This window comes from Paenarthrobacter sp. TE4293 (assembly GCF_050435325.1).
In the GTDB taxonomy this organism is placed as follows: domain Bacteria; phylum Actinomycetota; class Actinomycetes; order Actinomycetales; family Micrococcaceae; genus Arthrobacter; species Arthrobacter nitroguajacolicus_C.
The window spans coordinates 1-13,595 of sequence record NZ_JBNJRY010000001.1 but is presented as its reverse complement, the minus strand read 5'-3'; the positions used below and the strand labels follow the sequence as shown (position 1 = coordinate 13,595).

14 protein-coding genes and 1 tRNA gene are annotated in these 13,595 nt (G+C 62.1%); 3 read left to right on the top strand and 12 right to left on the bottom strand.

What is annotated here, in order from left to right; translation table 11 throughout:
• Positions 1-40: 40 nt before the first annotated feature.
• Entirely contained in the window at positions 41-625 is a 585-nt protein-coding gene (epsC, locus tag QF015_RS00075) for a serine O-acetyltransferase EpsC (RefSeq protein WP_309075467.1), read from the top strand.
• On the opposite strand, the gene QF015_RS00070 is transcribed toward epsC, so the two are convergent.
• Positions 622-1,461, bottom strand: coding sequence for an oxidoreductase (locus QF015_RS00070; protein WP_429386093.1), 840 nt, complete (start codon positions 1,459-1,461; stop codon positions 622-624). The genes epsC and QF015_RS00070 overlap by 4 nt on opposite strands.
• Positions 1,462-1,546: 85 nt before the next feature.
• Positions 1,547-2,983, bottom strand: a complete 1,437-nt coding sequence (gene gndA / locus QF015_RS00065; protein ID WP_310204107.1) for an NADP-dependent phosphogluconate dehydrogenase — start codon at positions 2,981-2,983, stop codon at positions 1,547-1,549.
• Positions 2,984-3,236: 253 nt separating this feature from the next.
• On the opposite strand from gndA, the gene QF015_RS00060 reads away from it, so the two are divergent.
• Complete coding sequence (locus tag QF015_RS00060; RefSeq protein WP_310204104.1) at positions 3,237-3,965, top strand: FadR/GntR family transcriptional regulator; 729 nt, start codon at positions 3,237-3,239, stop codon at positions 3,963-3,965.
• Positions 3,966-3,972: 7 nt separating this feature from the next.
• On the opposite strand, the gene QF015_RS00055 is transcribed toward QF015_RS00060, so the two are convergent.
• From QF015_RS00055 to QF015_RS00045, 3 genes are read right to left on the bottom strand one after another with little or no spacing between them, the layout of a single operon-like run.
• Positions 3,973-5,019: an L-idonate 5-dehydrogenase gene (locus QF015_RS00055; RefSeq protein WP_310204101.1), complete on the bottom strand. Its 1,047-nt coding sequence runs from the start codon at positions 5,017-5,019 to the stop codon at positions 3,973-3,975.
• Entirely contained in the window at positions 5,019-5,789 is a 771-nt protein-coding gene (locus QF015_RS00050) for an SDR family oxidoreductase (protein WP_310204099.1), read from the bottom strand. Before QF015_RS00050 ends, QF015_RS00055 begins: the two co-directional genes overlap by 1 nt.
• A gap of 19 nt (positions 5,790-5,808) precedes the next feature.
• A complete protein-coding gene (locus QF015_RS00045) occupies positions 5,809-6,720 on the bottom strand; it encodes an NAD(P)-dependent oxidoreductase (protein ID WP_429386090.1) in 912 nt (303 codons plus the stop codon).
• A gap of 81 nt (positions 6,721-6,801) precedes the next feature.
• Between QF015_RS00045 and QF015_RS00040 the strand changes: the two genes are divergently transcribed.
• The gene (locus QF015_RS00040; protein ID WP_429386088.1) at positions 6,802-7,869 is read left to right on the top strand and encodes a D-2-hydroxyacid dehydrogenase; all 1,068 of its coding nucleotides are present in this window, start codon (positions 6,802-6,804) and stop codon (positions 7,867-7,869) included.
• Positions 7,870-8,155: 286 nt separating this feature from the next.
• On the opposite strand, the gene QF015_RS00035 is transcribed toward QF015_RS00040, so the two are convergent.
• The 7 genes from QF015_RS00035 to QF015_RS00005 form a co-directional block, all read right to left on the bottom strand.
• A complete protein-coding gene (locus QF015_RS00035) occupies positions 8,156-9,514 on the bottom strand; it encodes an MFS transporter (protein ID WP_310204091.1) in 1,359 nt (452 codons plus the stop codon).
• 147 nt (positions 9,515-9,661) lie between these two features.
• The gene (locus QF015_RS00030) at positions 9,662-10,456 is read right to left on the bottom strand and encodes an IclR family transcriptional regulator (RefSeq protein ID WP_310204088.1); all 795 of its coding nucleotides are present in this window, start codon (positions 10,454-10,456) and stop codon (positions 9,662-9,664) included.
• Between the two features lie 232 nt (positions 10,457-10,688).
• Complete coding sequence (locus tag QF015_RS00025) at positions 10,689-10,979, bottom strand: hypothetical protein (RefSeq protein ID WP_310204085.1); 291 nt, start codon at positions 10,977-10,979, stop codon at positions 10,689-10,691.
• Positions 10,980-11,096: 117 nt separating this feature from the next.
• Positions 11,097-11,172, bottom strand: a tRNA-Val gene (locus QF015_RS00020).
• A gap of 55 nt (positions 11,173-11,227) precedes the next feature.
• Positions 11,228-12,184: an NAD-dependent protein deacetylase gene (locus QF015_RS00015; protein ID WP_429386085.1), complete on the bottom strand. Its 957-nt coding sequence runs from the start codon at positions 12,182-12,184 to the stop codon at positions 11,228-11,230.
• Complete coding sequence (locus QF015_RS00010; protein WP_429386083.1) at positions 12,181-12,684, bottom strand: peroxiredoxin; 504 nt, start codon at positions 12,682-12,684, stop codon at positions 12,181-12,183. Before QF015_RS00010 ends, QF015_RS00015 begins: the two co-directional genes overlap by 4 nt.
• Positions 12,681-13,100: a DUF3052 domain-containing protein gene (locus QF015_RS00005; RefSeq protein WP_026542347.1), complete on the bottom strand. Its 420-nt coding sequence runs from the start codon at positions 13,098-13,100 to the stop codon at positions 12,681-12,683. Before QF015_RS00005 ends, QF015_RS00010 begins: the two co-directional genes overlap by 4 nt.
• Positions 13,101-13,595: the final 495 nt, after the last annotated feature.

The following is a 13,595-nucleotide window of genomic DNA, read 5'->3' as shown; positions in this document are numbered from 1 at the left end:
ACTTAGTCTGCACGCCTTCATTTCCTGTAGAAAGGTCTTTGTGAGCTTCTTCGCAAGGCTTAAGGAAGACCTCGACGCCGCCCGGTCGCACGACCCGGCGGCTCGAGGCTCTTTTGAGAACTTCTTCGCCTACTCCGGCCTGCACGCCATTTGGGCGCACCGCGTGACGCACCGGCTCTGGCAGAACCCGGCGCTCCGGTTCCCGGCGCGCCTGATCTCCCAGTTGGCCAGGTTCCTGACGGGCATCGAGATTCATCCCGGCGCCACGATCGGCCGAAGGTTCTTCATCGACCACGGAATGGGTGTGGTGATCGGAGAAACCGCCGAGATTGGTGAGGACGTGATGATCTATCACGGTGTAACCCTCGGCGGCCGTTCGTTGGCCAAGGTCAAGCGGCACCCAACCATCGGCGACCGCGTCACCATTGGCGCAGGAGCCAAAGTCCTGGGTCCCATCACCATCGGTGCCGGCAGTGCAATCGGAGCCAATGCCGTGGTGGTCAAGGACGCACCGGCGGAATCCATCATCACAGGTATTCCCGCCACGTGGCGGCACCGCGATGCGAGGTCCGAGACCAAGCCCGCCGTGGACCCTGCCGAGTATTACATCGAGTATCGGATCTAGCCAGCAAGCCTTCGGTAGAAATTCCAGAAGACAGCATCGAACGCGCGGTCCGGAAGTATCCGCCGCATTGCCAGGACGCTCCAGGCTCCCCTACCCACCGGGTAACGGGTCCTGGGGCGTTTTGCCGTTGCAGCGCGGACAATCGCCCGTGCGACAACCCGGGCCGGGGTGGACAGCACGTGGCCTTCTCCAGAGGTTGACGCCAGCGCGGCAGCCACAATATGTGCCTGCTGCTGGTACGGTCCGTCGCCGGAGGCAGCAAGCAAACCTTCGCCCGCTATGGTGCCCCATTCGGTATTCGTTCCTGACGGCTCGATAACGACGACGTCGATGCCGTGCGGCTGCAGTTCCAGGCGCAGGGAATCACTCATTCCCTCGACGGCGAATTTGGTGCCGTGGTACCAGGCACCCAAGGGCTCATGGATCTTGCCGCCAATGGAGGTGATATTGATGATCCTGCCCGAATGCGCTGTGCGCATCCCGGGAATGACGAGTTGCATCATCCTTGCCAGGCCCATGACATTAACCTCGAACTGGCGCCTGCCCTCGTCCAACGGCACCTCTTCGAGGGAACCGTAGGAACCGTAGCCCGCATTGTTGACCAGCACGTCGACGCGCCCGTGGGCAGCTTCCACCAGTGCCACCGCAGAAGCCATGGATTCCTCCGAGGTGACATCCAAAGCCATGACCGTGATGCCGAGGCGCTTCAGGGGTTCCATCTTCTCCACCCGGCGTGCTCCGGCGTAGACAGTGAGGCCAGCTGCCCTGAGCGCGATGGCCGCCTCGAATCCGATGCCCGTGGAGGCTCCGGTGACCAGTGCGATACGGGATGCCATGGCAGTTCTCCTTCAGTCCGGCACGGCAAAGGCCGGCCCTCCCCAGCGTAACTGGGAAAGGACCGGCCTTGGCTGACAGCTGGTGCTAGTGGGTGTCGACTGCCGAGATCTCGGACTTGTCCTCGCCCCACAGCGTGTGGAACGTACCCTCTGTGTCCACGCGACCGTAGGTGTGTGCCCCGAAGAGGTCACGCTGGCCCTGGATCAGGGCAGCGGCAACACGCTTGCGGCGCAGGCCGTCGTAGTATGCCAGCGACGAGGAGAAGACAGGTACCGGGATACCCAGCTGGACCGCGGTTGCCACGACCCGGCGCCATGCCGGAAGGGCTTCTGCAATGGCCTTGGTGAAGGCCGGAGCGAACAGCAAGTTGGCGGGCTTCTCTTCGGCAGCATAGGCCTTGGTGATGTCCTTAAGCAGCTCCGCACGGATGATGCAGCCTGCGCGCCACAGCGAAGCGATCTCGTCCAGCTTGAGGTCCCAGCCGTATTCTTTGGCGGCGGAGGTCAGCATGTCCAGACCCTGCGCGTAGGACACCAGCTTGGAGGCATACAGCGCCTGGCGGACGTCCTCGACGAACGTCTCGGGGATCTCCACGGACGCTTCTTCGCCGGCCAAGAGCTCCTGGCCGAGCTTGCGCTGCTCGGTCTGGGAAGACAATGCACGGGCGAAAACGGACTCGGCAATGCCGGAGACCGGCGAGCCAAGTTCGAGGGCGGAGATGACCGTCCAGCGACCCGTGCCCTTCTGGCCTGCTGCGTCCACGACGACATCCACGAACGGCTTGCCGGTCTTGGCGTCAACGTGGCCCAGGACCTCGGCGGAGATTTCGATCAGGAAAGAGGACAGGTCGCCCTTGTTCCATTCAGCGAAGATCCTGGACTGCTCTGCGGGCTCAATACCTGCGCCGGAGCGGAGGAGATCGAATGCTTCACCGATGACCTGCATATCGGCGTACTCGATGCCGTTGTGGACCATCTTGACGAAGTGGCCTGCACCATCGGTACCGATCCAGGCGCAGCAAGGCTCGCCATCGACCTTGGCGGAAATCTTTTCCAGCAGCGGGCCGAGGGCGTCGTAGGACTCCTTGGAACCGCCGGGCATGATCGACGGGCCGTTCAGCGCGCCCTCTTCGCCGCCGGAGACACCAACGCCTACGAAGTGCAGGTCCTTCTTTGCCAGCGCAGCTTCCCGGCGGCGGGTGTCCTCGTAGTGCGAGTTGCCGGCGTCGATGATGATGTCACCGGCTTCGAGCAGTGGTTCGAGCTGCTCGATGACGTTGTCAACGGGCGCGCCGGCCTTGACCATGATGAGGACACGGCGGGGCTTTTCGAGGGAGTCGACAAGTTCCTGCAGCGTTTCCGTGCGGATGAAGTCGCCCTCCGAGCCGTGCTTTTCCAGCAGGGCGTCAGTCTTTTCCACGGAGCGGTTGTGGAGAGCCACGGTGAAGCCGTTGCGGGCGAGGTTGCGGGCCAGGTTGGCGCCCATCACCGCAAGGCCGGTGACACCGATGTGTGCTGACATCAAAACTCCAATTCGTTCGTGTACAAAACGTCCCACCCACCCCCCTTGGGGGTACGCAGGAAGCGATTTCAAAACCAGGGGCTGTAATAAACCATACGTATTAAAACCTTGGGCGGGAAAGCGGTGCCCACGTTGTGGAAGGGGCCCGCGTCATAAACAGTCTATGATGGGCGCCCGGCTCCGCCGGCGTGCGGCGGAGCATATGACATTGCTGCTGCACGCGGGCAACCCCCGCGCCACTATGCTTACCTCTATGTCAACCAGCCTCCACCACCGCGCCGTTGAGCACTTGGGTACCCGGATTGTCGGTGGCGCCCTGCCCGCCGGACATGTCATGTTGGCAGAGCATCTGGAAGACGAACTCAACGTGTCGCGCTCCGTCGTCCGGGAAGCCGTGCGCGTTCTGCAGTCGCTGGGACTCGTTGAGACCATCAAGCGGGTGGGCATCAGGGTCCTTCCTGCCCATCGCTGGAATCCCTTCGACCCCTTGGTGATCCGTTGGCGGCTGGCCGGCGAGGGACGCGGAGCCCAACTGAGGTCGCTCGCAGAGCTGCGATCCGCCGTCGAGCCTGTTGCCGCCGAACTGGCCGCGGGCAATGCGCCCGAAAGCCTCCGACAGGAGCTGGTGGGCATTTCGCTGGCCATGAAGGAAGCCGGCGATGCCGGTGACATGGCCAGGTTCCTGGAGCTCGATATCCGTTTCCACGCCTTGGTTCTGTCCGGCTCGGGCAACGAGATGTTCGCCAACCTCATTGGCCAGGTGACCGAAACCCTCACCGGCCGTACGGTCCACGGACTCATGCCGGAGCACCCCCAGAAGCAGGCCCTGCAGTGGCACATGGACGTCGCCCACGCGATCGACGCCGGCGATGGTTCCCTGGCGCGGGACGCAGCAGCCAAGATCATGCGGCAGACCATCGCGGAGCTGGCCCCCGGCTGGGACGACCAGCCCCGCGTCTTCGTCCCTGTCACCAGGAACTAGGCGGCATCTACCGGAAGTTCAACAAGACCTTTCCGGACTCGGCCGAGTTCTTCGCCACCTCAAAAGCCTCAAGGCCATGCTCGAGGTCGAATTCATGCGTGACAACAGGATCAACGAACAGCGACCCGTCCGCCAGTGCTGCGATGACTTCGTCAATTTCGTTGTTGAAGCGGAATGAACCGAGCAGTTCCAGTTCGCGGGTGATGGCAAGGGAAATGAAGACCGGCTGCGGTCCTGACGGCAGCAGCCCAACCATGACCACCTTGCCACCACGGGTGGCGCCCTTGATCGCCGAAGCCAGGCCGTAGTGACTTCCAGAGGATTCGATAACGACGTCCGCGTCCACTGACGCTATGGCCTCGGCTTGATCTCCCTTGAGGACTTCGCCGGCGCCTACGGCGCGGGCAATTTCCAGCGGCTTGTCATGCATGTCGACGGCGACGATCCTGGCCGCTCCGGCGCGCTTCAGTACCGCGACGGCGAGCGCACCGATCGGGCCGCTGCCGATCACCAGGGCCGTCTTCCCCCGCACGTCGCCTGCCCGGGCCACGGCGTGCCAGGCAACGCTGGCAGGTTCAACGAGTGCGGCCGTCCGAAGGTCCAGGTCTTCGGGCAAGGGGCGGAGCATTCTGGAGGGCAGGTTTGCGTAGCGGCTGAAGGCACCGTCCGTGTGCGGGTACCGGGCAGCGCTGCCCAAGTAGGTGCAGCCCGGGGAAAGGTTGGGCCGGTCCTCTGGGTACCTGACTTCGCCGGGAGCAGGCGTTGCCGGGTGGACGGCCACGGGCGTTCCTGCCGCCGGGCCGGTACCGTCGGCTGCTTGCTGGATCACCACTCCAACGATTTCGTGCCCCAGGACCATGGGTTCCTTGAGGATGGACTCCCCCGCTGCGCCGTGCAACCAGTAGTGGAGGTCTGAACCGCAAATGCCGCCGTAGGCGATTTCCACGATCGACTCATCCACGGCAGGCGTGGTCAGCGGGATGTCTTCAATGCGAAGGTCGCCTTTGCCATGGGCAACAACAGCGGGACCGGACGTGGGAAGCTGCATGATCATCAGACCACCACCGTCATTCCGCCGTCGACGAAGATCGTCTGGCCGTTGACGAAGTTGGACGCCTGGGATGCGAGCCACACTGTTGGTCCGGCAAGATCGGCAACAGTGCCCCATCGGTTGGCCGGAGTGCGGCCCAGGATCCAGGAGTTGAAGTCTTGGTCATCCACCAGGTTCTGTGTCATCTCTGTGTGGATGTAGCCCGGGGCGATCCCGTTGATCTGCAGGCCGGACGCGGCCCACTCTGCTGTCATGGCGCGCGTGAGGTTGCGGAGTCCGCCCTTGGCAGCGACGTACGGAGCGATGGTGGGGCGGGCGAGGTCGGTCTGGACCGAACAGATGTTGATGATCTTGCCCTGCCCCCGGGGGATCATGTGCCGGGCGGCTTCCCTGCCCACCAGGAAAGCGCTGGTGAGGTCGGTAGTGATTACCCGATCCCAATCCTTGACGTCGAGGTCCAGCATGGGCACCCGGTGCTGGATCCCGGCGTTGTTCACCAGGATGTCCAGCGGCCCGACGTTCTGCTCGATCCACGCCACACCATCAGCGGCGGCCGTCGCATCAGTGACGTCGAAGGCGCGGCTGTGAACCCTGCCCTCCGGATAGTCAGCGACCATGGCCTGGTGTGCCGACGAGAGCCGTTCCGGATTGATGCCGTTCAGCACCACCGTGGCACCGGCGTCTGCGAGGCCACGGGCCAGGGCATTGCCGATTCCCCGGCTTGAACCGGTGACCAACGCTATGCGTCCGGTCAGGTCGAAGAGTCCACTCATATTCTGTGTTCTTTCTTTCTCAGTTAGTGCCGCGGGAGCCCGCTGCTGACGGGCTCATGGTGGCGATGGTTTGGCGGACGACGGCGAGGTCCTGGTCGCCGAGGCCCTGACGTTTCAGTTCGGCATAGAGTTCGATGGCTGCCGTGGCCATGGGCACGGCAGCGCCGGCCACCTCCGCACTGTGGACCACAAAAGCCAGGTCCTTGTGCATAAACTTCGCAGGACCCGTGGGAGCGTAGTCCTTGGCGGCCAGCCGGGGACCCACTACCTCCAGCACCCTGCTTCCGGCCAGGCCGCCTGCCAGCACGTCGTAGAGTGCTGTGACGTCCATCCCCGAGAGTTCGGCGAGTTCAGCAGCTTCGGCGAGTGCCGCCGTCGTAGTTCCGACGATCAGTTGGTTGCACGCTTTGGCGAGTGACCCCGAGCCCAGCAACCCCATGCGCCGGACTGTGGTCCCCATGGTCTGGAAAAGCGGTTTGAGCGCTTCGAAGTCGGTTTCCTTTGCACCCACCATGATGGCCAAGGTCCCGTTGTGCGCTCCGGCAGTGCCGCCACTGACCGGGGCATCCACCACTACGGCGTTGCCGCCGCTGGCGTGGCGAACCGTTTCGCCGAAGTCCTGGACCGCCGTCGGGGAAACGCTGCTCATGATGACGACGGCGGTACCCGGCTGCGGCGGATCGGCCCGCCAGGATTCGAGCAGGTCTGCGGCCGCTTCCTCGATGAATGGCAGGTCGGGGAGCATGAAGATCAAGATCGGTTCGTTGCGCAGCTCCAGGACGGACCCGGCACGTGCGATACCGGGCAGCCCGTCATAGGCGGCTTCGGAGCGGTTCCAGGCGGTCACGGACCATCCCGCCGCGGCGATGTTGGCAGCCATGGGCGCTCCCATGAGTCCCAAGCCGACAAAGCCGACTCGTTTGATGGTCATGGTGGAATCCTCACTTCTTTGTGTTCACAGATGGAGACGTCATTCCTCGAAATCTGTTCAATATCCTAGCCGCTATTCAGTATGATGAACACTATGACGACTGATGAACTTACCATCGCGATCGCTGTGCCACTCGAAGCTGAGTTTGTGGGGCTGATCCGCGCCGTTGATCCTGCCATCACGGTTCTCTACGATCCTGATCTGCTTCCGCCCGAACGGTTCCCCGCCGATCATGCCGGCGACCCGGACTTCGAGCGCACGCCGGAGCAGGAGGAACGCTACTGGGCCATGCTTAACCGCGCACAGGTTCTCTACGGTTTCCCCAACGAAAGCCCGGCCGGCCTGGCGCGGATCGCCGGCAGCAACCCACACCTGCAGTGGATCCACGCCATGGCAGCCGGAGCGGGCGGAGCTGTCAAGGCATCCGGCCTGGACACTGAGACCCTTCAGAAGTTCCGTGTCACAACCTCGGCCGGCGTTCACGCCCTGCCCTTGGCGGAGTTCTCCACATTCGGCATTCTCAACGGATTCAAGCGCAGCGCTGAGATGGCGCAGGACCAAGCTGCCAAATTCTGGCCGGAACTGCGGACGCCCACCAAGCTCGTCAACGGCTCCAAGCTGGTCATTACTGGCTTGGGCGAAATCGGCATGGAAACCGCAAGGATCGCCCGCGCCCTGGGAATGAGGGTCAGCGGAACCAAACGCAACGTCGAGGAAATCGACGGCCTGGAAAACGTCACCGGGAACGACGGCCTCCCTGGATTGCTCGCCGATGCCGATGCCGTGGTCAACACGCTCCCCGGAACGCCGTACACGGAGAAACTGTTCAACAGGGACATCTTCTCTGCCATGCAGCGGGGCACCGTATTCGTCAATGTGGGACGCGGAACGGTGGTGGACGAGGAAGCACTCCTCGAAGCCTTGGACAATGGACAGGTCTCCTACGCCTGCCTGGATGTCTTCGCCGTGGAACCACTCCCCCAGGACAGCCCCCTGTGGAGCCACCCGAGGGTACTTGTGTCTCCGCACACCTCCGCGCTGAGCTCGGCAGAGAACCGGCTTATTGCCGAGCGTTTCTGCAGCAACCTGCGCACCTTCCTGGCCGGCGGCGAGCTGCCCCACCTCGTGGACCCGGTTCACTTCTACTAAACCGGCGGGAATCCCCGCCTTGGCACGCCCGGCAGCCGGATCCCGGCTGCCGGGCGTGCTGTCGTTTAAGACCTGCTGCGCAGTACGGTCCCCCGACAGACACGCCTGCGATTGTGGGCATCTTTCCGTATTACGCGGACACAGTGGTGTGGCTCCACGGACCCGTCGGCTATGACGTCGCCGGGCTGACACCGTCCTTGGTGCGGGAGATGAGGGACTGGGAACACAAGCGCGGCACCCTCCACCGGGAGGGTGCCGCGCTTGTGTTGATGAATGACCCTGAAAGCTACTTTGCGTCTTCCGTGCTGACGAGATCCCGACCGGCCGTCTCCGGAGTGAAGAAGGTGGTCACAAAGGAGATGAGTGCCAGGACCAGCGAGTAGATGGCCAGCACAAGCCACGAGTGGTTGGTTGCGGCGAGCATGAGGGCCCCGAGCAGGGGCGCCAGACCACCTGCCAGGACGGCGGAGATCTCACGGCTCATGGCTACACCCGTGAAGCGGTACTGCGAGCCGAAAAGCTCCGGCAACAGCGGGCACTGGGGCCCAAGCATGGACTGGACGCCGATGGCGATACCTACCGCCATCACCACCCACACCAGCGTGACGTTGCCCAGCGTGACCAGGTAGAAAGCGGGGACAGCGATGACGGCCTGGAACAGCGCGCCGTAGCGGTAGACCGGGACGCGGCCAAACTTATCGGACAGGGCACCAAAGGTAACCACCAGGACGGCCGCGAAGCCGGCGGCAATCAGCAGGCCCACGGGACCGATCGAGTTGTTTCCGGCAAACACACCGGCAGGCATGCTCATGAAGGATACAAGCAGAGCCGAATAGATCGAAGAGTTGCCATTCTCGCCCATCCGAAGGCCGATGCCCAGGAGCACGTTCTTCTTGGAATGCTTCCACAGTGCACCAATGGGGTTCTTGACCACATTCTTGTGCTTCTCCAACTCCTGGAATGCAGGGGTTTCCTTGAGCTTGAGGCGGATGAAGATCGCCACCGCGATAAGGATGAAGCTGGCCAGGAACGGTACGCGCCACAGCCACCCCTGCAGGACGGACTTGTCAGCCATGGCAATCAAGGCAAAGGTGCCCGCGCCCAGGAGCGTACCCAGCTGAATGCCCACGAAAGGCAAAGATGCGAAGAAACCACGACGGCGGCGCGGCGCCACCTCGGAGATGAGCGTGGTTGCACCGGCCTGTTCGGCCCCGGCGCCCAGGCCCTGGATGATCCGCAAGGTGACCAGCAGGACTGCGCCGAGCATGCCGGCTTGTTCGAACGTCGGAAGCAAACCGATGGCAAAGCTTGCTGTTCCCATCAAGGCAATGGTCATGATCAGGACCATCTTGCGGCCGAACCTGTCGCCAATGTAGCCAAAGATCAACCCACCGAAGGGGCGGGCTGCGAAGCCGACACCATAGGTGGCGAAGGACGCGATCAGGGCACCGTCCGGACCGAGGGGGGAAAAGAACAATGGGCCAAAGATCAGCGCGGAGGCCAACCCATAAATGTAAAAGTCGTAGTACTCCAAGGCTGAGCCAACAGAGCTGGCCAAAGTGGCCCGGCGCAGCTGTTCCGGCTCAACGACAGCATCATCAGCCTCGGTTGCAAGCTGTGCATTAGTACGAGTTATCACAAGCACTCCCTCAAAATCACCCCAGGCCCCCGTTGGCCCGGCGAGATAGCGATGGCATCACCGCCAAGATCACTATGATGAACAGCGTACAGCTTGTTGAACAAGCTGCCAAGATTGAAATCTGATTTATTTAAAGTTGCCGTCCGATCCCAGCTATCCCATGGGATTTCCGAGGGATCGCGCCAGTTCCTTCAGCTCCTTGACCATGAGGGCGCCCTGTTCCTCCGAGTATGTCGCCTTCAGCGCGGTCACCGAGAGGCCCAGGCTTGGGCCGTGGGCACCATGAGTGGGTACCGGCACGGCGAGACAAACCACACCCACCGTCGACTCCTCATCCTCGAAGGCGAACCCCTGCTGACGGATGGTGGCCACCTGCGCCTTGAGTTCTTCAGCAGTCCGGAGGGAGTTTGCAGTCATGACAGGAAGTTCCATGCCATCGGGGAACATGGCCTCAATATCGTGGTCATGCAGTTGCGCCAACAGGGCCTTCCCCACGCTGCACAGTGAGACGGGCATCTTGTCACCGATGTTGGATGTCAGCCTGACCGCAGGATGCCCTTCATATCGGGCCAGGTAGATGACATGGTCGCCGTCGAGCATGGCAATCCGCACCGTCTCACCGGAAAGGGTGGGCGCCTGCTCGCAGTACTTGTAAAACTCCTGCACTTCATCGAGCCGGCTCAGGTACGCGGCTCCAAGTTCCACAAGCTTCCGCCCCAACGCAAAGTCAGCGCCCTGCCGCGTGATGAGGCGCGCCTCCTCAAGAGCCAGCAAGAGGTTGGAGGTGGACGATTTGGGAATGCCAAGCTCACGGGAAAGATCACTCAGCGTCAGGCGCCCTGACGGAGATCCTGCAAGAGCCTCGAGAACCGCAGCTGCGCGGGTCACGGCTGGTGCAGGCGACGAAGCACCCAGCCCTTCGGAACGGGTGGTGCGGGAATCGGCCATGATTCTCCTTCGTCAGTGCAATCGGCGCGTTCATTCAGCTGAACACTTCCCATCATAGTGGCAGATTTAGGCCACTTGCGGGCAGGGTGGAGAAGGCTTTGCGACATGAACCTGCCGCTTGAAGGGCTCCACTTTTCAAACCCAAATGTTCGCTGTATATTCATTTTCGAGCTCTCCACCGCGGCATCCCCCAATAGTCGTGGTGGAGAGCTCATCCATTTCCGGCCAAGAGCTAAGCGGCGGCAACTTCTTCGCCCCTGAGGCACCAGCCTCCGCCGGCGCCGTCCCGCACCAACTCCCATGTAGCGATACTGGAACGGACGTTGTTTCCCAGACGAACCTGGACCTGCCAGACCTCGATATCCACGCGGCCCTGCCCCCGGGGCATGCGCCGGGATTGCTCCCACCAGGAAACACGCTCAAACCAGCGCACAGGCTCCACAACAATCTGCCATTCCCGGTTGCCCCTCACCACAGCAGCCGGCGCGCCATGCGCGCCGCTACGAATATCTACGTGCTCCATGGAAGCAGACCCTAAAAGCAGGCCCTGACATTTTTCGGTCCCGGAAAATGGGAAGGAAGCTAGACATCAAAAAACCCCGTCACTCCGAGCAAAAACACGGAATAACGGGGTTTCTCTTGGTGGGTCCTACCGGGATCGAACCGATGACATCCACGGTGTAAACGTGGCGCTCTACCAGCTGAGCTAAAGACCCAAGGTGCGGTTTCAGTGCTTCAGCGCTTCAACCAACGAACAATGACTCTACATGATCATTCGCTTGAAACACCAATCGGCGGATTCACGTCCGGCAGATCAGGCAGATTCCTGGCCAAATAATCCAGGGCGCCGCTGACTCCGAGCTCAAGTTTCACGTCGGCAAAGCCGTCACCCCGGGTCGCTCCCCTGTTGATGATCACCACCGGCTTATCAGCCTTGGCGGCGTGGCGCACAAACCTCAAACCGCTCTGGACCGTGAGGGACGATCCCGCCACCAGGAGTGCCTCCGCGTCATCGACCATGGCGTAGGCCCGCTCCACCCGGCTTTTAGGCACATTCTCGCCGAAATAGACAAAGTCGGGCTTGAGTATCCCTCCACAGATGGGGCATACAGCCACAACGAAGGAGGTGATGAGCTCTGGATCCTCAACAGTTGCATCGGCATCCGGAGCCATTTCCACAACTCCGGACTCCAAGGCAGCTTCAAGGAATCCCGGGTTGATTTCCTCAAGGATTGCCGCAATCAACCGCCGGCTGAAGGTATGGCCGTTCTCCAGGCAAACCACTTGGTCAAAGCGCCCATGCAGATCCACCACGTTGACGCTGCCGGCGTCCTCGTGGAGCCGGTCGACATTCTGGGTGATGAGGCCGGACAGAAGCCCCCGGCGCTCCATCAGCGCGACGGCGGCATGCCCGGCATTGGGGTCGGCGTGCCTCAAGTGGGACCAGCCAAGGTGATTCCTGGCCCAATACCGCCTGCGGTTGGCCTCGCTGCCAATGAACTCCTGGAAGGTCATGGGATTCCGGGGCGCGGAACCCGGACCCCGGTAATCAGGAATACCTGAATCGGTGCTGAGGCCAGCCCCCGTGAGCACAGCCAGGCGCTTGCCGGCCATGACATCAACCGCCCGCCGGACGGCACGAAGCTCATCCGGTTCAAGCGGGGGCACCGAAGCCGGAGCCATGCTGGCAAACCCAGTCATGCCCACTCCAGGCCTTCCGTTGCTCATGCCTGCTGCTGTTCCATCGCCGTAAGCGCGCGGCGGTACTCAGCAAAGTCCCTCGCTTGGCCACGTGGATTCACCACGACGTACCGGATGATCCCTGAAGCATCGATGATGAACGTTCCACGCAAAGCCATCCCGCTGACGTCATCAAAAACACCGTACGCCTGGGCTGCAGCACCATGGGGCCAGAAGTCGGCCAGCAGGTCAAAGCCATAGCCTTCCTGTTTCGAGTAGGCGCGCAGGGCGAACTTGCTGTCAACGGAGACTGCCAGCACCACGGCATTTGAATCTTCGAACTCCGCAATGTTGTCGCGAATCTCACATAGCTCCCCGGTGCAAATACCGGAGAAGGCGAAGGGATAAAAGACGACCACTACATTGCGGCCCCGGAAGTCCGACAGGCGGACGGGCTCGCCAAACTGGTTCACCAGTTCAAAGTCCGGTGCGGGTTGACCCGGCTGCGGAACTACCGCAGCAGCCGGCGCCAGTCGGACATCGGTCACTTGTTCTTCTTCGGCACCAGTCGTGTGGCGCTCCAGTCTTTCGACACCCCGGCAGAGGTGGTCAGGTGAAGTCCGGACGTGGGGGCCGCGTCCTGGATATCAGCCGGGGAAACATAGTTGTCGCGGCCGGACTTTGGCGTCAGGACCCAGACGACTCCGCCTTCCTTCAGCGTGGTGAGCGAATCCATGAGGGCATCAACAAGATCACCGTCGCCATCCCGCCACCAAAAGACGACGGCATCGACAACGTCATGGTCATCTTCATCCAGCAATTCAGAGCCCGTGACATCTTCAATGTCGTCACGCAAGTCGAAGTCGACATCGTCGTCGTAGCCGCGCTCCTGAATCAGATCCCCATCTTTGAAACCCATTCGTTCCGCCACATTTACCGATGTGGCGGCGTCGGCCTCGCTCACGTTTCCTCCTTTTGAAGTGACTTCCATTACCAACAGCCAACACCCTTTGGGCGTGTGCTTCAAGCTATTGTCCCTGCCATGGGCCACATTCCGCACTACCCGGGGGTGTTTCGAGGCTGTGACAACCACGTGCTTTCCGTCACGCACGCCGGCCAAGTGTGACATACAACGCCCCTGAGGGCCCGCGGCTACGCATCGCAGCGCCGTGAAAGCTAGAGTGGCCATGAGCGCTATGGCTGCAGGGCGATCGCCCCGCAGAATCCTACTGGGCAGCCAAGCGCTCACAAGACCTGCCCGGCGCATCCGACCGGGCTGTTGAAACCGAGATGTCGCACACGACGCGTTCACGACGGGCAGTTACCCTGCCGGACCTGAGGCGCCGATGCATGCGCCTAAAGGAAGGTTGGACGTGGCTGCAGGAGAAGAGACCTCACACATCCTCAGCGGGTTGACTGCCCAGCTGCCTGATCGTGATCCGGAAGAGACCGCGGAGTG